Source organism: Bradyrhizobium sp. CW1 (genome assembly GCF_023100665.1).
GTDB classification, from domain to species: domain Bacteria; phylum Pseudomonadota; class Alphaproteobacteria; order Rhizobiales; family Xanthobacteraceae; genus Bradyrhizobium; species Bradyrhizobium canariense_D.
Map to the genome: position 1 here is coordinate 352,683 of NZ_CP064684.1, position 23,227 is coordinate 375,909.

The window sequence follows — 23,227 nt, forward strand, 5'->3', positions numbered from 1 at the left end:
CTACTTCCTCGCCGCATCAAGCGTCTTGGCGGCGCTCTGCAATTTGTCGATGTTGGCCTTGAGCTTCGGATCGGTCGGCTCGACGCTGGCGTCGGCGCTGACCGACGTCTCGGACTTGCCGCCGCGCATCTTGTACTTGGCGTTGGCGTGCGCGGTGATCTTGAAGAATTTGGAGATGCGGATCTCGACGGTGAGCGAACCGTCGGCGTCGACCTGCCCGTCGTCGCGGTAGGTCATTCGCAGCATCAGCACGATGCCGATGGTGACGAGGCCGGCGACGTCGACGTGGCCGCAGATGACGAGGACGGCCGAAATCGACAGGCCGCCGCCCGGCTTGCCGATCACCTTGCGGTAGGAGAGAGTGCCCGACAGCGTGATGAAGACCTGGCCTACGAACGGGCCGAACGCGAAAGCGAGCGACGCCGAGCCGCCGGCGCCCGCCTCGACCGTGACGGTGAGCTCCTTGTCGAACGGGCGGTACTCGGCCTCGATCTGGATGTAGCCGGCGCCGCCGATGATGAAGATGGAGAAGATGAAGGGCCGCTCGATCGTCGACAGATTGAAGCGGTTGGACAGCAGGAAATCCGGAAACGCCAGCAGCTTGAAGTGATTCTCGATCGAGATGTTCGAGACGCCGCTGGTGCCGAAATTCAGCGATATCGGCGGCAGTGCGAAGTCATGCTGCACGCCGACGGGAATTCCGTTCAGCTTGATGAGTTGCAGGCCGCCGACCTTGTTGGGAAACAGCGTCCCCAGGAAATCCTGGATGAACTGGAACGTCGGGTTGAGACGGATATTCTTCGGATCGAATTCGATCTTCAGGCCCGATTCGCGGGTGAAATTCAGCGCGAAGTTCTCGAACCGCACCATCGACTGGCCGCCGACAACGAGATCGACCACGGTGCCGATGCGGCCAAAGCCGGTCTCGGTTACCTTGTCCTGGTCCTTCGAGGCCTCGAGCCGGACCTGCCCGGTCAGCCGCATGTCGACGAAGTCGGCCTTGAAGACGCCGATCGAGAACAGGCTGCGGCGGCCGCCCATCGGCGCGTCGATGTCGACCTGGACCCAGGCCCGCGCCTGCTTCTTGTCGAAATCATGGGTGAGCCGCACCGCGTCGCCGACGCCGGACGGGATCTTGTAGCCCTTGAGAAGGTTGTCGAGCTTGCTGCCGCCGAAATTGCGGAACACCTTGCCGATATCGAAATTGGGAAGGTCGGCCGGCAGCAGGCGGTCGCCGATCTTGTCGAACGGCAGCGAAAGCCCGAGCGCCTTCAATTCGTCGCCGAGCCGGTTGAACAGCGCATTGGCCTTGGTGGTCTGGACGATGTCGCTGAGCTCGTCATACCCGGACCGGATGCGGTCGATGTCGGCCTTCAGCGCGGCGATTTCCGGCGCGGTGGTGACGGCGGAATAGAGCTTGAGGATATTGCTCGGGGCGGCCATCAATCCGCCGGCATCGAGCCGGCTGGCGGCGGTGAAGACCCGATCGGCATACATGCGAGCGGTCTCGGTCGACCGCGCCAGATCGTTCTGCAGCCCGCGAACCGAATGGTCGAACGCATTGACGGCGGCGATCAGATCCTCACCCTCGCGGGCGAGTGTCTCGGCGCTGCCGAGTGTTTGCCTGATCCGGCTGTCGAGGCCAGTGAATACGTTCTGCAGGTCGCCGACTTTCTTGTCGAAATAGGCCTTGCCGTCCTTGGCGAGGTCTTCAAGATAGCTTTTTGCCTTGTCGACGGTGTCAAAGGCTGCGCTACAGGCGCTGGACACCTGCTCGAGCGCACCGAGCACCTTGACGTCAAGCTTTCGGATCGGCGCTTCGATGGCGTCGCTCAGCGCAAAAAGATTCTCCCGAATCAGCTTGAGCGCCGTTTGGGTATCCTGGAAATCTCCGTCACTCAGGGGCTTCAATACCTCTTCGAGAGCGGGGCGAAGCACATACTCCCTCACGGCGGTTTGCAGCAGGCTTTGCGGCGCCAGCGCGAGTTGCACGGCGCTGAGGGCTCCCTGAATGTCTCCGATCAGGCCGTTGAGGCTGCCTTCGAGGGTGTGCACGTCCGCGCGGAACTCATCGACCGCGCTCTGCACGCGTTTCGTCGTCTTTTCGACGACAAAGTCGAGCAGCGTGCCGAGGTTGACCAGTTCGTTTTCGATCGGCTTGATCGTGGTCTCGACGGCGGTTTTGAGATTGCCGAGTTCGGCGTCGACTTTCGGCCAGATCGCCAGAAGCTGATCCTTGACGGCGGCAAAGCCCGCGTCGGAGAGCTCCTGCGCAACCTCGACCACATCCCTGGCCTTGTCCGCCAGCGAGGTGACGATGCCGCCGAGTTGCCCGGCGACCGCCTTGATTGTCGATCCGGCCTGGTTCAGGAGATCGTCCGCCATGTTGGCAGCGCTCTCGACGCTGTCGCGGCCGGAAGCCACGACGGTCTTCGCCTGGACGGCCACCGCTTTCAGTCCGTTGAGTGCGAGGTTGGCTTTGTCCTTCAGCCCCGCATTGATGCCGGCATTGCCGTCAATGTCCGTTATTGCCTTGTCGATCTCGGTGATTGCCTTGTCGATGGTGCCGGTTCCGGAAGCCGGGACCAGTGTATTCAGGGCCTTGCGGGCATCGTTCAGATAGGGCTGCAGGATGTCCTTGAGCGATCCGATGTCGGAAAGCGCATCGCTCCTGCTTCGCGCGATATCGCCGAGTGCTTTGGCGAGATATCCGCCGACAGCCTGGCTGGCGTCATTCAGTTCGGTGGCGAAGTGCTGGCGGGCTTCGTCGATCAGGCTGGCGACGTCGCTTTCGATATTGCTCGCGCATGCCCGCAGTCCGGCGTGAAACGCCTTGCGGCGCTGGTCGGACCACGGCTTGTCCCGGTCGTAGCCCGCTACGAACTGGTCGATGCGCTGCCGGGCGCGATCGACGGTCGCATCGAGCTCTGCCTCGAGATTGAGAACGACGGCACGGGCTTTCTCTACGCCTTCATTGGCTTTCCCGACATCCCGGCTCGCTTCATCGAACAACGGCCGCAGGTACTTTACCCCGACGTGGAGAAGAGCGTTAACGGCCTCCGCCTTGGTCTTGATTTTTGTATGCGGAGGATACGTCCCGCCCAAGGTATTGGAAGGGTCGGGCTCGTCGTCCGGGTGCTCAAGTTCAGGAAGAATTCGTTCCGCATCCGCCGTCCAGTCGTGCAACGCGGTCCGGATCAGCATTTCCTTGCGCTTGATGACGCCTATCGCGTCACTCTTCAGTTTGTCGCACGGGTTCTCGACTGCGAGCAAGTTGGCGCCCAGCTTCGAGCCGGCAAGGAAGCCTTTTGCCTGATCGAAGCCCTTGCCAAGGTCGTTCTTGAGTGTGGCGGGCAGACCGGTCCATTTCTGCGCAAGGTCCGCGAGCGCGGGGGAAATTTGAGCAGCGTCCTTTTTTTCGATTGCCTCCCGGAGGGTCATGATTGCGTTAGAATATTTCCGGGAATCGTCGCTGCCGCCGGTGCCGTCACTCGCCCAATATTTGAGAGCCTGGATTGCCTCCGGTTCGTCCTTTGCCGCCAGCGACACGGCCGAGCCGAGCAGCGTCGCGAGGTCCGGCTTCAGCGTCTTTGCTTCATCGGCTGCGTGCGTTGCGCGCATGAAGCTCGCGCTGCCGAGACCCGCATAGACCGGCTTTTCCGCGCGACCGGCATTGATGGCCGCCTTTTGTGCCGCTGGCGCGAGACGCCAGGTAAAACGACGAAGTCCGGGAAGGATGCGGCTGACCGACGGACGCCGTTGCTCGAAGCCCGAAGGGTGGTCGTCGGGCTGGCTCGACGATCTCTGATCCGCCGTTTCGGCAATCGCCTGCGCAGTCGGCATGTTGGGGAAGTCGAGGTTGAGCCGCGACACCCAGGTGTCGCTCTCCGCCGTCGTCGTGGTGCTGAAGTCGGCGAAGAAGAACAGGTAGTCCGGATCGAGGCATTCCTGTGCGACAACCGGCTTCTCGCCATCGCCTTCGCAGGTCGACACGAAGGCGATGTCGGGCATCGGATAGACCTGAGGGCGTTCGCGTGCGCTCAACCGGTTCCACAGCGGGATTTCCCAGCCGAAGTCGCCGACGTCGTGAGCCCAGGCGCTGTCGACATTGATGATCCGCGAATTGAAGCGCACGCGCTCGAGGAAACCGGCGCTGCGCTGCGCCGCCGTGCTGAAGTCCGGATAGTTGCGCTCCGGCTGCAACAGTTCGATATATTCGCGGACCTTGCGCAGGATTGGCCGGCGCGAGCGCGTCTGGTTGGGATCTTCTGCCTGCTTCGGCGCGAACTGCGGCGGCAGGTTGACCGTGCGCTCGTAGACCACGACGTGCTTGGCGCGATGCCAGAATGCGCAGATGCGTCCGAGCACCTCGACCTGCTGGCGCTGGACAAAACCGTTGCGCGTCTCGCTGATGATCCTGACCTTGCCGCCGAGGAATTCGCCCTTCTGCACGGCATCGCCGCCAATCGGCGACAGCGCGATCTGTTCGATGGCCCCACCGCTGGATTGCGGCGCGCGCAGCAGCGTCCTGAACAAATTGAGCGATTCGACCGGCCACAGCGCGCCGCCGCTCAGACCCTGCGGATGGTGCCGCGGATAGAAGGCCATCTCCGGCGGCACCTGTGCCGGATCGATTCCGCCGATCTTCGGCGGCGCTGCGTAGTCCGTGTCGCTTTCCGGAGCATCGGCCGAATACTGGTCGATCACGGGCGCGCGGTGCAGGGCGGTGTGACGCAAAGCGAATTGGGCGCCGTCGGTGAAGCGCGCGGGCGTAAAGTCGATCGCCGAATCGAGATCGCGCGCCCAGACTTCCAGCCGTTCCGGCCGGCGCGCGACTGCACTCCGAAGCGCGTTCCAGCGCGCGGCGAGCTGCGCCTCGGCGTCGGTCTCGTGTGGACGTCCGGTCAGCTTGCCGGTCAGCGCTTCGATCTCGGCGACGCGCGCGCCACGCGAAATCGAGTGCTCGCGCGAGACATCGATGCCGACCGCTAGGCCGTAGAGGAATTCGGCGCGCAGGAATCCAAGCGCGGCGCCCACTCCATATTCGCCGTGCTGCCGGAAGATTTCGTAACTGGTCGACTCCGGCATGAAATAGCCGCGTTCGACGTCGCTCGGATGAATCCAGATTTCCGCCGACGGCGTCAGACGAAATTCGACCGCGCGACGCCGCATCTGGTCCGGTATCGGCTTTCCGTGGTTGTCTATGATGACGTTGTTGTGCTGGTCTTTCTGATAGAGAAAGGGCCGCGGCGGCGTTTCGCTGTCATCGACCAAGTCATGAATTTCAAGACGCCGCGGCTTGTCGGCGCTTTCGCCCACGGCCTGCGGCGGCAGGACGTAGTGGTAGAATTCGGAAACGCGCTTGTACTGCCAGAGCCGGTCATCGCCGGAATAGTCCGCCACGGAAGCGTTGCTTGCCTCGCCGCGGTCGTAGAGCGAACGATGGGTGAAGCGAAAGATCGTGAAGGGCTCGGACGACAGCACCACATAGGTGCGATCACCGGTTTCCGGGCTGTCCTCGTGGAGGGTGGCCTGCAGCCGCCGGTCCTGCGTCGGCGAAATCGTCTCGGTCGCGGTCAGCCATAACTGCCCCGGCAGATCGGCGCCATCCGTCGGCGGAGGACCGAGGGGAATCAGAAGTGGAGCGGGCCGCTCGGTACGATCGTTCCTCGCCACGTCGACGCCCTTGGGCTCGACCCGCGCCGTCCGGATGGAGAGGCTGAGTTCCACGGCGATGCGTCCGTCTGGATAGGTGAGGATGGGCGCGCCGTCGCCCAATCCCAGCCGGGTGCCGCGTCCGCCGATCCGCAGATAGCCGCTCTTGTCTGGGCCGCCCTTTTTCGTACCTGCAAATTGCAGCGAGGAGAGCCGCCCGATCCAGGCCTTGCTTGCTGTGGCGTTGACCGCGAAGGAAGCAAAGAACGCAGGGCCATTATCGACGTCAGTGAAACTCTGCGGCGGCCAGTCCTTGTCACGCGTCAAGTTGAGCGTGAGCTTGATGTCGTCGGTCTCAAAGAAGGCCAGCTTGCTCGCTTCGACTTCGAGTTCGAATTTGTCCTCGTCCCCGGTTTCATCGGTACCGTCGATCAGAAGCGCCTTGTCCGTGATGCTGAGCCGCATGCCTGGCCGCCGCCACGCCTGGTCGCCGTCTCCGCGCGCCCGCCGGCCCCATGCGATGGTGCCGTCGGCGTCGCTGAAGCGTGCCGGAAGCGGTGTGCCATGGAGTGAGAAGCGCACCCATTTGCGGTCTGCCGTTGTCGCCAGATCGGGAAGGAAGGAGTGCGGCTGACCCGCCTCGCCGGCCTCGAGCGCATCGCGAACGGTCTGGAACGAATAGGCGGCCTGCGCCAGCAAGCCCGCCCGGAAGACCGTGTCAGTGTCGACGGCCGCGGTCAGTTTTCCCGCTTTGTCGGTCTGCTCTGGCCAATGCAGCCGGATCGTGACCTGAGGCGACCAGTCGGCGTCGCGGTCGGCGGTCCAGATGCTGTCGCGCGAAATCTCCCACGACAGCTCGCAGTCGGTCGAAAGCGTGCCGCCGGTCGCGAGCCAACCCTCGACCTTCGCGTTGTCCTCGCCGGTTTTGGCGTCCGCAAGCCCGAACTGGGTGCCGTCGGCGGTCCGGCCGTCGAGCTCATCTTTCAGACGGATGCGCAGTCCCCGGCTGTCTCCCTGCAACTCGTCGCCGTCGGTGTCGTGCGACGCTGCTTGCGTCACCGTCGCACGATAGATCAGGGCGCTGCGGTGGCTCCTGCCGCCGTCTCCGGCGCTGATGGAGGCGAAGCGAAGGCTGGAATCGGGGATGCCGAGATTGGTCGGACCCAGCCAGTCGGCGTCCGATACCGTGATCCCATACGGCCAGAGGATATCCTGGACCACGGCCTTGCGATTCAGCGGCCAGAACCGGCCGGTGACGCTGGCTTTGCGGCGGTAGAGCGCGAATTTGTTGCCGGCGCCGAGCCCATATTCCGAGAGGCCGAATTTGCCGAGCTGCTTGTTCTTGTCTGCCGGTGCGCTGTTGCCGAGGAAAGGAAAGGATGTGTCGTCCGTGTTGGGCGGCTGTGTCAGGTTGGGAAGTGCGTCGTCCTTCTTCCAGCCGGCGACCAGGGTGTCGATGCCGAGGAGGGCCGCCGGCACCGGCGCGAGACTGTAGACGGCAGAAAACGGGAAAGCCCTGGTCTTGTCGTCGTCGCGGCTGGTGCGCCGGACCGGGAAGGGCAGGTGAAAGCTGAAATAGAACAGCGGGCGGTCCGTGCTGCAAATTCCGAGGGCGGAGTGGACCGTCGTGCCGCTCTTGTACTGGCATTGCGTGACCAGCGGCCACTGCACATCAAGAATAGGCGTCGCCCCCCTTTGGTCTTTCGGTTCTCGATACTGTTCGAATAGGAAGGCGCCGCGAAACACCAGCCAGCTCTTGTTTTTCGTCAGGCTTGCCGGCGGGTTGGTGGTGTCGAGCCAAATCGCGACCTCCTTGGTCGCGTCCTGGAACAAGGCGGCTGCGTTTTCCGGGCTGATGTTGAAAAGATGATCGGTCGGCAGGTTCGCCGGCTGCGGAGGATCGGCCGCATTCTGTGTTGGATACCAGCGCAGAAAAGCGCGGCGCGGCGCAGTTTCCGGGTCGCCAAGCCTCACCGCATAATGGATTTCGACAACGCCCTTGGCGATTTTGTCTGTCAGCGCAGGCGTCGGCGGCCAATGAAAATTTCCGTAAAGCCTGAATGCTAGAGCCACGTACTCCCCCCAAGGCAAATCCCAAGGCGAAAATCGTCAACACGCCGGCCGAGAAGCCGGATCCCGGGTACCGTGGCCGTCACACCCCTGCGAACCACCGCCCCCGATGCATATTCAAAATCATTTGTGTCGTGGCGCTAGGCGGCCACGGCAAAGTGAATATGGTTCTTGTGGTCTTCGAGAACCGTCGCATCGTATTCATGCTTTACGCCGGCGCCGTAGTTCCACTTGTTGCGATCACCCTCGTTGACAACGGCGGCGTCGAAAATGACCTCTTCGATGCCTAGCTCTTTGACCTTGGCATCGGTTGCGACCTGCGGAAGCAGGCTGGCTGCGAAATCTGGGCCGATATTGACGGCCCGCCCCGCAACGTGAAGGGCATCCGTGGACGGCAGCAGCAGGTCGCGAATCCGGACGGGCTTCTCCGGCGACGACATCTTCGACAATTCAAGCACGAGCTTCTGGAGCTTTCCGGTTATCTGGGTGCCGCTGGTGTTCTTTCGCAGCAACTGGTCTTGAAGTTCTCCCTTGCCTGGATCGAAGGTGATCGTCTTTTTTTCGATCATTTCCTGAAGCTGCTGGTCGAGCGGCACTACGGCGCCCGCGGGCTTGGGTTGCTCGGCAGGCTTGTCACCCGGGTTTATTCCGAAATAGGCGTACGCAGCCGAGACAGCGAGACCGAGCCAGGTGGTGCCAAGATCGGATACTGTCTTGCTGGCGCTCGGATAGAGCATGACGCCGACGACCAGCGCAGTAACGCCGGTAAATATCCAGACGAACAGAAATATCCCCACGACGGAGTTGGTGGTCCAGATCCCGGCAGTAGACTCCGGGCGGAAACCTCCGATGCCGGGGGCATCGCCCGCTTTCGTCACGCTGAGCTGCGCGATGACCAGCGCCGAGACCAGCCCACCGACGGTCGTGAGGACGTAGACATAGCCGGGCCCGATAGCATCCAGCGCCTTCTTGGCCCCCTCGAGGGCAGCCGCATCCAAGCCTTCCTTGTTCGCGGCGAGGATCTTGAAGATCAGGTTGAAGGTCGAGCAGGAAAACAGGGCCAGCAACACCAAGGCCAATATTGCTCCGAAAGCGGCCCCAAAACGGTTGCTCATTTTCAAATATCCAAAAAACAGACCGTCGGAAAAATTAAGACTATCAATGCAACCTCGGGTAAGTCAAACTCAAAGTTGTTTTTTTGCTTCAAGCTACCGAATGACCTTTAGTCCGGAGAAATCGATGGCATTGAAGATTTGGATTTGCAGTTTCATCCCCAAGGACATCGCCAACTACACGAAGCCCGTGCCGAACGGCGGCGGAAAGACGATGATCCCAGGTCCGCCGCTGACCAATTGCTACCTGACCGATCAGCGCACCTTCTCGAACTCGCCGACTGCTTCGTCGCGCACCCGTTCGACGGTCGAGGTCGATAATGCGACGATGAGCCTCACTACGCAGAACCACCATTGCGACAATACCGTGGAGGTGGGGTGCACTGACGGCAGCGAGAAATGCAATAAGACGCCGGATTCGGGCAAGCTGAAGATAAACGGCGCTACATCCACCGGGACGAAATGCTCGTTTGTCTTCGATGGCGGTGCCGGTAATCCGTGCGCCGGATCTGCCGCGCCTGACATTGACTGGCTTGTCAAGGTCACCGTGGAGAAGCAGGGCAATAGCATCTCCGTCAGGCTGGACAATGGCAGCCTTGTCGAGCCGTTCCCGGCATTCGAGATGTATGCCTCACTCAACGGCGCGACGAAAATGCTTTTTCAGCGATCGCCGGACCCGGGCGCCACGCCGTGGGGTTTGTTCGGGCCGCCGAACAAACCGGTCACGGGGAGCGTGGTGTTTCCATGATTGATTGCGGCGGCGAAGCCTGACGCTGACCAGGGACGCAACGGCTCGAGCTAAGCGTTTATGATCGAGGCGGAGCGCCTTTGACGATCCGGCAGAGAGCCCAAGGGAGCAAATAGCCGCCCGGCACCGTGCAGGTTCATCTCGGGGGCCGGCAGTGCGGATACCGATGCGCAAGCCGTGGGCGGAATACAATCAAAGATCGGGTTTGGAAACGTTTAACGGACCAATTGGAGGGCAGCATGGCAGAGGCCGATCAAGCGAAGCAATTCCTGGCGCGCATTTCGGGTGGGCTCGAGGCTATGTCCGATCCCGTCCGGGTTGCGGAATCCGCTGTCGCCCGCTCACGCCTCGACGAGGCGATGCGGGATCCGATGGCCGAAGCCGCGCGCGCCGCAGCTCGCAAGGTCAACTCTCGCGAGAGCCTGTCACCGCGCGAGCAATTCGCGCTTGAGGCTATCATCATTCCGGACAAACGACCCGCCATCGACATCATCAACGGAGACTTCCAGGTTACGCATCCGGATTGGACGGGCTTCAATGCGGATCCGATCAAGAGCAATTTGCGGCGAGTCATTCCCTCGGTGGGTCGCGTCGAACTGCCGCACCATCCGACGCTGCCTTATGGGGGCACGGGCTTCGTGGTAGGCGATGGCTTGCTGATGACGAACCGTCACGTCGCGCAGATATTCTGCGGCGGTCTCGGGCAGCGCGACCTTGTCTTCCTGCCCGGTCGGGAAGCGGGTGTGGATTTCCTGCGCGAGAAGGGCAACACCGACGCGCAGGTGCTCAAGATTGGTGAAGTCCTGATGATCCATCCCTACTGGGACATGGCGCTCCTGCGCGTCGAGGGTCTGGGAGCCAATCACCCATCCTTGTCGCTCGCGCTGACGCAGCCGGACGCCCTGATGTCCCAGGAGGTCGCGGTCATCGGCTATCCGGCCTTCGATCCCCGCAATGACGCCAACGTGCAGAACACGGTGTTCGGCGGGGTCTACTACGTCAAGCGGCTGCAGCCAGGCAGGGTGGGACCGCGGCGCACGATCGAGAGCTTCGAGAACCGCGTGTCTGCCATGACTCATGACAGCTCGACACTCGGGGGCAATTCCGGCTCGGTTGTCGTTCTCGCCAAGACCGGACAGGTGGTCGGCCTGCATTTTGCGGGCGTCTATCTCGACGCCAACTTCGCCGTTCCCACGGCGGAGCTGGCGCGGGATGGCCGGGTCGTCGACGCCGGTGTCAACTTCCAGCCGGTCGCGCAGCCGGATCCGGCCGTTTCGCAGACCTGGTGGGCGAACATGCCGGCGGAGCGCGCCAGCGCACCGCCGTCCACCGTCCGTCCTTCGCCGTCGCGTCCAATCGAGGTGCGCTCGCGGCCGCCGTCGCCTCCGCCCCCCAGCACGCAGGCCCGCGGTTCGGAGTTGACCTTCACCGTACCGCTCGAGATTTCGGTCCGGCTCGGGGCGGGTGCGCCAACGTCCGCACAGCACACGGACGAGGCTGCGACGACGGAAGCGATGGTCGAGCCGCTCCATGATGACGACTATTCGACCCGGATGGGCTACGATCCCGGCTTCCTGGGGCCGCGGGTGCCGCTGCCGGATCCGAAGGATGTGTCGCTGGTCGCCAAGCTCGACGACGGCGATCACGTGATCCCGTATCATCACTTCTCGCTGGTCCTGCACAAGCGGCGTCGCCTGGCGCTGTTCACCGCGTCCAATCTCGACGCCTCCGCAGAGATGCGGGTGCCCGAACCGGGAAGGAAGTTCACCCGCAAGGCCTTGGGCGACCTCGGCAAGTCCGACACGGAAAAGTGGTTCTCGGATCCACGCATTCCGGCCATTCACCAGCTTCCCGACCGCTTCTTCACCAAGGACCATGGCGCCTTCGACAAGGGCCACCTGGTCCGCCGGGAAGACGTCGCGTGGGGCGAGAGCTTCGACGAAGCCCAGCTCGCCAATGGCGATACGTTCCACACCACCAATTGCTCGCCGCAAGTGAGTAAGTTCAATCGTCCGGACCAGAAGAGCAATTGGGGCGAGCTCGAGAAGTTCGTCTCGAAGGGAGCCGATGGCGGCCGGCTCTCCATCTTCGCCGGGCCCGTCCTGTCGGAGGACGACAAGGTTTTCGTCGGGGTCGACGATGAAGGCGAGGTGCGGCTGCAGATCCCGTCGCAATACTGGAAGGTGGTGGTTGTCGCCGAGCACGGAAAGCTGAAGAGCTACGGCTTCATTCTGCGGCAGGATCTTGGCGGAGTCCCGCTCGAGTTCGCGGTGACGCCGAAGTGGCGGCAGCACATGATCTCGATCGCGGATCTCGAGAAACTGCTTGTACTGGTCAAGTTTCCGGCCGCGGTTCGCAATGCGGACCAAGCCGGCACGCCGCAGGGCGAGGTCGTGCGTGCGAGCGCCGGCGTGGAAGCGATGCCGGGGCAGCCCGGTCGCCCGCCAGCAGCCCCGCAACCGGACCCCACATCGCGTGCGCGCGCCGCAAGTGCAGCAGGACCGATCACGTTCCGCGATCACTTCGCCTCGCTCTATCAGTCGGCGGTGGACGATATCGCGGGCAAGGTTGCTGCCGAGAAGAAGGCCAACGTCGAGTCACTCTCGTCCGACACGTCCGAGGAGCTCGTGCTGGCGGCACAGCAGATCGTCAATCTTCAGATGGGCGGACAGGTCTCCTCGCAGCCCGGAGCGGATGCGACAGCGACCGAATCGATGCTGGAGGGCATGTCGGTCGCGGAGCATGCCCGAGCCTGCGCCTCCCTAGGCTGGCAGTACATGCAGGCCAAGGTGTTCGGTGATGCGGCTTCGGCGCGTCGTCTGGAAGGTGAGCTCGACTCCGGAACCTGCGATCCGCGCTGGGCGCAGACGATCAGCGAGTACGCCAAATATTTTGGCGTCGGCGGCTCGCGCGTGGAGCCGCTCTACGTCACGCCCGAGAAGGCGGGTGACGGCGTCATGGTGATAAAGAAGGATGCGAAGATCGGCCTCATCGGCGATTGGGGCACCGGCGCGGAGCCGGCGCAGCGCGTGCTGCGTCGGCTGCAGGAGCAGAAGCCTGACGTGTTGATCCATCTCGGAGACATCTATTACTCCGGAACTCCGGAAGAATGCCGCATCAAGTTCGAGGCGCCCGTGAACCGGATCTTCAACCGGCCGGCCAGCAAATTGCCGGTGTACACGCTCTCCGGCAACCACGACATGTACTGCGGCGGGGTGGGTTACTACGAGCTGATCCAGCGCCTCAACAAGGGCCTTAAGGGGGCCAACGGCAAATCGCTGGTCCAGCCGGCAAGCTTCTTCTGCCTTCGGGCGGAGGACGACAGCTGGCAGCTCCTCGCCATGGATACCGGACGCCATGACTATAGTCCGTTCTCGGTCACGGATGCCGTGACGTTCGTCGACCTCGCCGAACAGGAATGGCTGGTGCGCCGCATGACGGAGTTCAACGGAAAGACCATCCTGCTGTCGCATCACCAGCTGTTCTCGGCCTTCTCGCAGATCGGCACCAATGGCGCGAACGGCCGTCTGACCCCGGTCAATCCCAAGCTGCAGGCGACCTATGCGGCGCTCACGCAGAACAACAAGAAAATCGCGGCTTGGTTCTGGGGCCACGAGCACAATCTGTGCATCTACGAACCCTATGCGGGCCTCGAGCGTGGCCGCTGCCTCGGCCACAGCGCGATCCCGGTCTTCGTCGACGACGAGCCGTACAAGACCCTGGCCGATCTGGCCAACCCGCCGCGGATCGCCGCCAACAGCATGCTGTCGAAGGACGGGCAGTTCTTCACGCACGGCTTCGCCACGCTGTCGCTTGGCTCGGATGGGGTTGCCATTGCCGACTATTTCGAGGATCGCGACGGCGGCAACCGGAAGATGTACAGCGAGAAGATCAGCTAACGGGTGGCAGACTGAGCAGTTCGCCCCAACGCAGAAAGGCATCGGCGAGCATAAGGAAGTCGCGCGCCGATAGCGGAGAATGGGCGAGCGCGTCGCGATAGGCGCGGACCGCCTCGGTGAGACTTGCCGCCTCGTCGGCGAGCGACAGGATTTCGTATCCATCCGAGGCAGCCGAACGGCGTTGACCCCGCGCGTCACTTCCCAGATAGCGGGAGATCGACGACCACCAGCCAAGCTTTTCCGGAACCTCCCCGCCGTAGGCACGGGTCAGTGCGTTGCCGAGCGACTCCAGCCAGTCCGGATGCGTCAATGCCAGCATGGCGCGCACCTTGACGTTGGTAGCTGGTGATCCCTTTTGCACCAAGCTGGTCATGATCTCCGCGAATTCCCGTGTGATTGCGGGATCGGCAATCACCCTGAACCGGTCTCCCTTGTCATGAATATCGAGAAATCTCAGGCCTCTTTCCAGGGTGACGCTCCCGCGCAGGCCGTCACTATCGTTTGCCAGGACGAGAAGAGACCGGAACGCCTTGAGCTCGGCGGCGCTGAGGGTGGAGAAATGGCTCGCGAACTCGATGCGGCGCAGGATGGGTTGCGCTGGATTGTCGTCGAAGATGGCGAGGATCCGCAGGGCGCCGCCGTCATTGACGCTGGTGGGCAGCCGCTTGGCCTCATTGCAGCGCTGGCCGGCGATTCTCAGTACGTTGGCCGCAATGTCGGAGGCGCCTGCGCGGCGGTTCATCGCGCAGGCGAATGTCGCAAAATCCCAGAACGTATCGGAGCCTGACAGGAATTCCGCAGCTGCGCCCGACCAGGCGCTCAGGCTGCCCCTGACCGTCTGCAGATATTCGTCTGCGCGAGCATCGTGAGTCGCCCATCGCAGCAGAAAGCGTGCGGGACTACCGGTGCGATCGTCGATCGCGCGAACGTCCTTGAACTGGCCCAAGCGTACGGCGGCAATGAGATCGGCTATGGTCGGCGAGGTCCGCGTCTCATCCAGGATGTCGCTCCATCGGCCGGTGCGATAGCATGCTTCGAGCTTGACGGCGGTGAGATCGGGATGAGGCCCATCGACCGAGCTGACTTGCAGCAACGTCACGACTGCTTCCGGAGAATAGCGCTCGATCATCCTGCGTCCTTGCGCCAGCAGGATTGCGGTCAATGAGCTCGGAGGAAGCGAGCTCAGCGATTCAACCGGTACGCTGCGGCCCAGGCGTGCCGTCAGATAGACACGGCTTTGTCCGCGAAGATCTTCGACCGCTCCCGACAGCCGTGGAGCAAGGTCATCGCTCCAGATCCGGTCAACCGCGCTCAAGTCGACGCTGCTTGCGAGCAGCATATGATAGACCGCCTCTGCGCGGGCAACGGGATCGTGCAGGCGGGACATGAAGTAATCCAGCGCCCGCTCATTCGTCGCTTCGAAGCGTTCCGCGTCCTGTGAGCGCATCAGCGAGAGCATCGCCTGACGCACTTCCGGGCGATGCCGGATCACGCCTTGACGCTCCTCGACCAGCCAGCGCTCGCGAGACAGCCGCTCGAACAACTTGTTCTCCCCCCCTGGCGCGAGATCCTTCGCATCGCCGACAAGGCCGCTCGCCGGCGCCATGACCTCGCGAATGACGTCGGGCGTGACTGCCCGAACCACAAGACCGGGATTGGCGAGCTTTTCCACTTCGCGATCCTTGATGTGGCTGATCATGCGCCGGATCAGGAATCCGGTGATGAGTTGCCTACCCAGATCCCCTCCCACGGCCGGGTTGCCCGCCGACTGCGCCGCCTTGGCCTCGGTAACGATATCCTCGACGAGCACAGCTCGCGTCTCCGGCTCCCGCTCCCTCAGCCAGTTCACGAACAAGGCGACATCCAACGGACTATTGCTGAGCGGGGTGGCAAGTGCGGTCGCTTGTGCTGAGGTGAGGCCCAGGTTTTCGGCCTGGCTGCGAAGCGCGAGCAGTCGCTTTGTGGAGGGCACGTTCAGGGGCTTGAGCTCGATCGGCTTCTGGCCGGTCGATATTTCGGGCACTTCGGCGCGACCGGCGATGACGATGCGGAGGTTGCTCCAGGGATCGCCATCGCGATCTGTCAGCGCGCTGATCAAGGCCTGCACACCATCGACCGCAACGGCATCGTATTGGACGATCTCGAAGGTGTCGAAGAGTATAACGACGGGAGCCCGCGCTTGGTTGAATTCCTCGGTTATGCCGCGCAGCCTGCGACAACAGGCCTTGAGTTCGGAGCGCGTACGTTCCTCGCGTCGGCGCTGATTCTCGTCCCGTGCCAGCTTGTCGATGCCGTCGCGCATCTGGGCGCGCAATTCGCGCAGCGGTGCTTCGATCTCGGGGAACCACGCTTCCAGCTGCAAGGCGATGTCGATCAGGAGCTGCTGGGGTTGACGCGGCGCGAGGGCTGCACGGTCGAAATCCAGATAGACAATGGGAAGGCGAACACCCGGGATCAGCGCATGATCGAGCACGAACTTCGCGATCAAGCTTGATTTTCCAACGCCCCCCAGTCCTTGAATCAGGAGCGGCTCATTGCCGCTGCTGCTGCGGGTGACCGTCGCCCAGAGGTTCGACAGATTACGGGACAGCATATGCCGTAGTTGTTCCGGCGGAACGATCCCGACATAGGAGCGCAGTCGCTCGATTTCGTCTTCACGGCCAACGATACGATCGTTGGCGGGATCGGCACCGGCCTGAACCGAGCGGCCTACGAGTTGGCGGAAAGGATCAAACAGCTCCCGGCGATAGATCGTGCGGCGTAGCTCGGCGGTACTTGGCAGCACGCCGAGTTTCGTCCCGGACAGCCAATCGGACATGGTGGCAAGTTGGTCAAGTTCCTCGATCGACAGGAAATCCAGATCCGGAGTCGCTCCGGCCAGCACGGAGCGCATGAGCTTGCCGCCCCGGTCGCTTGACTGCGCGTCGGGTTTACTCGCTGCTTGAGCGGCGACGATGGCATCCTGGAGTTCCCCAAGAGGAACGCTTTGCAATATCTCGCGTCGGATCGCCGCCTTGAGCTGCCACGCGCGCTGCGTCCCGACAGTCACGACATTCGAGTGCGCCAGCACGGTTTTCAGATCGGCATTCTGATCATCGCTCGTACCGAGGAAATAGAGGTCATCCGGCTGGAAGGCATTCCGCAACGCGGCGGCAAGCGCGATACGGCCCTGAGGAAGCGACGGTGGTGCTTGCGTCAGTTTCGTTTCGGAGGGCGAAGCAGCAAGATTGCTGAGACCGCGCGTCAGCTTTTCGACGTCGATGCCGGCCTCGCGCAGCTGTTGCGACAGCCCCTCCAGGTTGGGAATCGCTTCTGATGTCATCTCGGTCATGCTCCTCCGGCCGGAGGCTGAAGTGACAGGATCGCCTGCGCGGCGGCACCCGCAATGCTAGTAAGCCTGCTCCTGGGATCGCTGGCTCCAGGCAGCATGCTGACGGAGAAGTCATACAAGGCTTGAGCAGTGGCTTTGTCGAACCGGTCAGCTTGGCCCGAACTGACGAAATAGGCGCGCAGCCAATCCACCCATTCCGCCTTTCCGATGGCGCTCGGCGACACGATATCGGGAATGTATTCATTGACGCGATCACGCACGAAATCCGGAGCGTGGCCGATCATCAGCCAGCGCAGCGCCTTCAAGCCGGGGCGCAAGACCGGTTGCGTATCGGTGACGCCGGCCATCCCCGCCAGCAGTTCCTTCATGCCGCGTTCGGGCGGCGTCTTGTGGATGTCGTCGATGACGATCCAGATAAGTTCCTTGATCACGAGTTCGCGGCCTGTTGCCGGAGCCGCGTCGCGCTGTCGGGTAGACGCATCTCCGTTCTGCCCGGCGGCCGCGCCGTTGGCTTGCCCGGCAGCGGCGCCTGCATCGCCCTGCCGTTCGAGCGCCGCGACGACCGCCGAGATGGCGCGATGTTCGATCAACTGTCCGAACCAGTCCGGCAGCTCGGTCGAGAGCCAGCGCGCCAGCTGGCGTTCGCCGTTCGGCTTTGGCGGCATCGTTTCGAACTGTTTCGCATCGATTCCGATCCTCCGGCCCAGTTCGAAAATGAATTCCTCAGGGCTGAACCTGGCAAGTTCGGACGCCGGAAAGTCCAGCACCATGGCCGGACGGTCCCGTGCAATAGCCTTGAGGATGCCCGCCGAGAAGGTCTTGCCGGACTTGCCTGTTGCCGCCGCTTCGCTCGCCTCCTCGACGACGATGATGCGCTTCTCCGCTTTTGGAACGAAGAGCTTGAGCACTGCTGTCTGGAAGTCCTTGCGGCCAAGCACCGGAATTGGACGATCGCCGCGATCCGCCAGCGACCACAACGCGCTTTCGCCGATCGTGCCGTCGCGGGAGGCGTCCTTGAGCTTCCGCGGCAAGGCGTTGACAACTTGAGCAATGTGGATGCCTTGATTGCACTCCTTGGTGGCGCCCGTGTAGGCTGCAGGAGGACGGCCCGCGTTGTGGAAGCCGACGATACCGGTTTCCCGGTCGAAGCAGGGTGAGCCTGACGAGCCCCCGGAAGCCTCGGCTGTGTACCAGATGCGCGTATCCGATGCATCCGCTCTGACGAATTTCCCCTTGTCCAATCCCTGGGGTCCACCGTTCGGATGCTGAAGAATGGCAACAGGATCATCGGTCGTCATCTGTTCGACGGCGTCAGGCAACTTGATCCAGCCTCGCAGGCGGCCGCCGCCGGCCGCAAGAGCTTCGGCTCCAATGGGTCTTGACAACCGAATGATCGCGCAATCGAGACGGTCGTAGACGTCCGGCGGATACGGGAATTCGTGACTGCGACCGTCTGACGGATGCCGGAGACTGTGCCATTCCAGCCATTTTTGCGGAGTGTCGGCTACGATCAGTTCGGATCCGTTCGGGGTTTCGACATCGCGAGGATAGATGTTCGCCCAATAGTCGAAGACACATTTGACGACAGCGCCGTCGAGTTCTTTGTCGCCCGCTGCGGTCAAAGCCTTGTCGAGTACGTGATGCGCCGTCATCACGAGATCCGGCGCAATGAGGAACCCGGTTCCTTTGAACTCGCCTTCTCGCGCACCGGGGCGCTTGATCCAGATCGCACAGACACGACGCGGCGTCGAGGCCATGAAATCGCCGAATGTCTTGGCGTTCAGAAACGGGCTGACGCGGCTTTCCAGACTCTGCAGATGGGCCTGGTCGATATCGCCGGAGTCGTTGATGGAAATCGTGCCGTTGAAGATGCCCTGCAACCGGATGTCCATGGCCCGGGAGCGAAGCAGCGTCTGGATGAAGACATTGATGAGGTCTCGTGCTGCGAGCTCCTCGGTGAGCGCCTCCATCTGGAGCGGCAGTTCATTGAGCGCATCGGGCCTCAGATTTTCAATGAAGTGCTCCCGGGCATCGCCGGTGATGTCCAGCGGCAGCACAGCGTCCAGCGTCGTGTGCACGCTCGCCTGCCGGACGTAGCGCGTGAGGATCTTGGCCAGGACCTGCTTGGTGCGGGGATTGGCCATGATCAGCTCCAGGCGTTGTTGACGCTCTTCGCGATCGCCGGGTGGTCCGCGACCGCGGCAAGCAGCACCGATTCATTGCGCGCGCCCGGTACCCCGAAATAGTGCAACCCGACGGCCTTGAGCGAGACGAAGTCGACGATTGGGCTGCCTGACGAGCCGTTGGTGGTCGAGCAGTCGTGTGCCAGGACTTTGTTGCCGAGCACGGCCGTCAGCTTGCCCGGGCTGAAGCGCTTTGTCGCATCGAGCTCACCGAAGACGAGCGCGACGTTGGAGGAGTCGTTCTGCTGATCCCGGATCGGGTGTCCGACCGCGAAGACGTCCAGGCTGCGCCAGTCGGCACGCGACCGCAGGTCCACGGGAACCGGCGATGGGAACGCCTTGGTGCGATTCCTGAGCCTGAAGACCGCGAGGTCGGGATCGCCGGACGTCTGGACATGAAGGACGTCTTCGATCTCCCAAACGAGATCCGAGGCTGGCCGCTGGTGCTCGAACGCGAAGTTGACCACTCCCTTGTGACCCGGCTGCATTCGCCAGCGATCCCGCGGGTCGTCGGCGGGTAGACCACCGTCCTGATGCGCTAATTCTCTTGCAACATGGGCGTTGGTGATGATGGTATCCGATCCGATCATCCAGGCAGTGCCGAACGGCACCGGGCTCCCGCCGGTGTCCAGCATCACGACGCCCGCCCGCGAGCAGATGCTGCGCAATTTGTTGCCGGCACTGCCGATCTTGACGATCCAGAACTCGTCGTCCCGCGTCCTGTCCGCCCCGGCCTCGGGCGCGGGAACATTTTGGCGCACGTACCAGGCCGGGCGTCCGACCACGCGGATCACCGCCTCGAGATTGGAGAGCGCGTCGAGATTGAGGTCGGCGAGGCGAGCGTCGCCGCCCCGGATTTGTGTCGCGATCTCGTGTCCGGACTGCGCGATATCGCGCGCCATCGCCTCCTTGGTCAGTTGCGGGAGATCCGTGTTGCTGTCGGCCGCATCGAGTTGCGCCACGATGCGCTGCTGCAGCGCTTCAGGGCCGGGGAGTCCGCCGTCATCCATGCTCTCGAGCGCCGAGGAGGACTGGTGCCCGGCGGCAGGCGCCGCAATGCCTCGGGCGAATGCGACGAGCCGCGCCGCCCTCTCTTCTTCCGATTCGGGAAAGCGCTGCCGCGGACGCGTTTCTGGCGGGTCGTCAGTAGTCGAGGCCATCGCCTGCCCCTACAAATCGATAAGATAATAAATTCTGACTGCGAAATTACTAGGTTGCATGACGGGCATTTTACAATGAAATGGCGACTTCGCAAGGGCGATCCGGTACGCCCATGTCAGGTCTGGCGAAATGCGGCTGATCAAGCGCTGATCACCAAAGCGGTCTACACTAACGCCTGCGCACTAGTTAGGGGGCGAATTCCACTCTCTCCGCCACCGATTTTTGGCAGCGAAAAAATCCTTCAAAATCAGGTGCTTCCTAAACAGTCAGTTTTGAGCGGTGTAGCACTACAGTGTAGCACCACGTCACCTCTCCTTTACCACACTTTGACGGTCCTCGAGGGCCCCCGCTGCTGAAAAGTTCGCTGAGCCCTGCATCAGAGTGGCAAGACCGACGTGCCACCCACGACCAGCAACTGGATGTAGTCCTACTCCATAACTCTTCTTCGGCGGCCGGGTTTGTCTCTGCACTATTAGTCTCGAGACGAACCGCGCGCGACCCTGCGGGTAGCTCCAGAACACCCTGGCGCCTCGGTCGGTATTCGTGGCTTCAGTGCCGTCCAGTGGGAGCACGAGCAAAGGTTGGCTGCCTTCGAACTCCGGTCTCGAAGAGAGAGCCTGTGAGCGAGGGCGATACCACGCGTAAAGAAGCACGCTGCTGACCGGTCTGCGTCACTTCTCCAAGCCGCCGAAAGTCTACAGCCAACCGCATCGGCAGCATGCCTCCCGCAGGTTCGCGGCCGTCGACCTTGGGATGCGAGCAGCAAGTCCTCTCGCGCAGTCCAACGGCGATAGCCGTCCACAATCACTAGTTAAACTTATCGACTATTGCACCTTCGGTCGCGAATATTGTACAGGAGCCTTCAGGGAAGCCGATGAAATGACGTCCCACGCACGGCGATCGTTGCGACGCAGCGCGAAGCCGGGCGTACTTTCTCACGACTCCTTTGAAGCGGACCCTGATGGTCAAATTTGACCAAGGGCAACGTGTGGCTTACATCACCCTTCTGCCGACGATAGTAGGGGATCGTCGTGTTTTTGATCAAGGATTTTCCATGATTACTTTTACGGTGCATTTGCGCGTCGCTTCTGACTACGCCAGCTTCTGATGTATAAGTGGATTTCTCTGGCGACCAGCGCTGACCTCGCGCAACTGCCCAATCACATCACCTCCGAGTACAACCCAGACCGAGTCGCAAAGACGTTGAGCCAGGGGATCTCGGATGCAGTGAAGGGCGTGCTCATCGAATATAATTACATCGATAAGGACTATCGAAGCACCTACTACAATTTTTATTCGAAGAAGGGGCAGCATTATCGCAGCGACTGCGTGCGGCTGCATTTCTTTGACCAGACCGTGACATTCGACGATGCCACCTGTGCGCTGGTTTGTCCCGATCGCCAGATCGAAGAACATTACTTCGGCTACATGGTGTTGCGGCCGACTGGCATCGCCACAATCGGTCGGACCGTGCTCTCTCCGGACATTCGCAAGGGCGCAGGTCGGTTCATCATTGCTGCCGACCATAAGGTGCACTTGCTCGGCTATAAGCTTGAGATCCGCGGCTTTCCGTCGATGGATCAGCATGTCGATATTTCGGTGTGTGCGCATGCTGCCTGCTGGTCGATCTTGCGCCACTACAGCGAGCGCTACAACGTTCATCGAGAATATCTGGTCCATGAGATTACGATGATGGCGCACGATTACAATCCGGGCGGATTGGTGCCGTCAAAAGGCTTGCAGATTGCTCATGCAGAACGTGTATTCCAGGAAGCGGGCACATTCCCCATTCATATCGCGCGCACTGCTGGAAGCCATGACCCTCAATTCTATCGGCAACTGATCGCCTATGTGGAATCAGGCTTTCCTCTTTTCGCCGCGATGCACTTGCGTCGTCATGCCGTTGCGCTCGTGGGCTATGAATGGCGTCAACCTGTGAGAGGTCACGCTGGACTCCGGTATGCCTGGGATGAAGTTGAGACCCTTGCTGTTGTCGATGACAACCATCTGCCGTATCTGTGTATTCCGAAGTCGACTGGAACTCCGTACGCGGCGGAAGCGATTGACGCGTTTATCGTGGCGCTTCCCGAGAAGGTTTATTACCCGGCCGATGCCGTTGATCGGCTGGCTCCCGCCTTGCTCAAGCTTGGCCCCGCCATCGGTCTTTCGCCCGGCAACGATATCATCATCCGCTACTTCATCACCACGGGCTCCTCGTATCGTCATTTCGCGCGAGAACATGCTTCCGAGTTTGATCCGAAGCTGTTGCAGTACATTATGACCCTGCCGTACGCTCAATTTGTTTGGGTGGTGGAGTTTTCCACGGAGGAACAGTGAGCTAATGAAAGGGTTGAGGCGCGGGCTGTCATCGACGCGACGGCCAGCTTGCGCGAGCCCATGCCCCGGCGATCTTGTGCGCCATCTTCGCCGTACCGGGCGCGCAAGGCCCTTCGGAGGATGGCCATGCTATCACACCGAGCTCGATGTGTTCTCCCTTGCCGGACGGGAGGTCGGCATCGTCGGGCGGGCTGTGGGGGCCTCCTTCGCCGTTCTTGTCGCCGAGGAATTGTTTGCCAGCGGTTGTCGCCTCCTGGTCAGCTTGACGTCAGCTGGGCAGATCGTGGCCGCCGGTGAACCGCCGTACTTCATCATCATCGAGCGGGCGTTGCGCGACGAAGGAACGAGCTACCATTATGTTCCGCCTTCGGAGTACGCCACCGCTTGTCCTCACCTGCTGCAAGTCGCGAAAGAGGCAATCAAACACGGCGCACCGCGAACTATCGCGGGCGCAAGTTGGACCACGGATGCCCCGTTCCGCGAGACCAGCCAGGCCGTTCAAGCAGCCGCGGACCGGGGAATACTTGCGGTCGAGATGGAAGCGGCCGCGCTGTACGCCTTCGCCGCCGCCACGGGAAGCAAGGTTCTCTGCGTCGCTCACGTGACGAACACGATGGCTCAAACGGGCGCGGACTTCGAGAAGGGTGAAGACGACGGCGCGGTGGACGCGTTGGCGCTCCTGGGCCCAATAGTAGCTGCTTTGGCCGAAGAATAGAGGGGTTCGTCTGCTC

Annotated in this window: 11 protein-coding genes; 6 read left to right on the plus strand and 5 right to left on the minus strand. The window is 62.1% G+C overall.

Going from position 1 to position 23,227, the window contains the following annotated elements; all coding sequences use genetic code 11:
* The gene (locus tag IVB54_RS01585) at positions 1-7,728 is read right to left on the minus strand and encodes a methyl-accepting chemotaxis protein (RefSeq protein WP_247360652.1); all 7,728 of its coding nucleotides are present in this window, start codon (positions 7,726-7,728) and stop codon (positions 1-3) included.
* Between the two features lie 137 nt (positions 7,729-7,865).
* Positions 7,866-8,840 carry a hypothetical protein gene (locus tag IVB54_RS01590; protein ID WP_247360656.1) on the minus strand — a complete coding sequence of 325 codons (975 nt, stop codon included), beginning with the start codon at positions 8,838-8,840 and terminating at the stop codon, positions 7,866-7,868.
* Positions 8,841-8,964: 124 nt separating this feature from the next.
* Between IVB54_RS01590 and IVB54_RS01595 the strand changes: the two genes are divergently transcribed.
* Both IVB54_RS01595 and IVB54_RS01600 read left to right on the plus strand, forming a co-directional pair.
* Positions 8,965-9,585, plus strand: coding sequence for a DUF3238 domain-containing protein (locus IVB54_RS01595; RefSeq protein ID WP_247360658.1), 621 nt, complete (start codon positions 8,965-8,967; stop codon positions 9,583-9,585).
* Positions 9,586-9,824: 239 nt separating this feature from the next.
* A complete protein-coding gene (locus IVB54_RS01600) occupies positions 9,825-13,484 on the plus strand; it encodes a DNA/RNA non-specific endonuclease (RefSeq protein ID WP_247360659.1) in 3,660 nt (1,219 codons plus the stop codon).
* On the opposite strand, the gene IVB54_RS01605 is transcribed toward IVB54_RS01600, so the two are convergent.
* Entirely contained in the window at positions 13,477-16,806 is a 3,330-nt protein-coding gene (locus IVB54_RS01605; protein WP_247767449.1) for a hypothetical protein, read from the minus strand. The two genes, IVB54_RS01600 and IVB54_RS01605, sit on opposite strands and share 8 nt — an antisense overlap.
* A 5-nt stretch (positions 16,807-16,811) precedes the next feature.
* Positions 16,812-18,467 (minus strand): trypsin-like peptidase domain-containing protein, encoded by a 1,656-nt coding sequence (locus IVB54_RS01610; protein ID WP_247767839.1) that lies wholly within the window; start codon positions 18,465-18,467, stop codon positions 16,812-16,814.
* Here IVB54_RS01610 and IVB54_RS01615 point away from each other — a divergent pair.
* On the plus strand, positions 18,456-19,061 hold the full coding sequence (locus IVB54_RS01615; protein WP_247767450.1) for a hypothetical protein: 606 nt from the start codon (positions 18,456-18,458) through the stop codon (positions 19,059-19,061). The genes IVB54_RS01610 and IVB54_RS01615 overlap by 12 nt on opposite strands.
* Here the strand turns inward: IVB54_RS01615 and IVB54_RS01620 are convergent.
* Positions 18,962-20,158: a serine protease gene (locus IVB54_RS01620; protein WP_247360669.1), complete on the minus strand. Its 1,197-nt coding sequence runs from the start codon at positions 20,156-20,158 to the stop codon at positions 18,962-18,964. The two genes, IVB54_RS01615 and IVB54_RS01620, sit on opposite strands and share 100 nt — an antisense overlap.
* 962 nt (positions 20,159-21,120) lie before the next feature.
* Between IVB54_RS01620 and IVB54_RS01625 the strand changes: the two genes are divergently transcribed.
* The 3 genes from IVB54_RS01625 to IVB54_RS01635 are packed head-to-tail and all read left to right on the plus strand — an operon-like array spanning position 21,121 to position 23,211.
* Positions 21,121-21,267, plus strand: a complete 147-nt coding sequence (locus IVB54_RS01625; RefSeq protein ID WP_247777047.1) for a hypothetical protein — start codon at positions 21,121-21,123, stop codon at positions 21,265-21,267.
* Positions 21,267-22,496: a hypothetical protein gene (locus tag IVB54_RS01630; protein ID WP_247777048.1), complete on the plus strand. Its 1,230-nt coding sequence runs from the start codon at positions 21,267-21,269 to the stop codon at positions 22,494-22,496. Before IVB54_RS01625 ends, IVB54_RS01630 begins: the two co-directional genes overlap by 1 nt.
* Positions 22,459-23,211, plus strand: a complete 753-nt coding sequence (locus tag IVB54_RS01635; protein WP_247777049.1) for a nucleoside phosphorylase — start codon at positions 22,459-22,461, stop codon at positions 23,209-23,211. Before IVB54_RS01630 ends, IVB54_RS01635 begins: the two co-directional genes overlap by 38 nt.
* Positions 23,212-23,227: the final 16 nt, after the last annotated feature.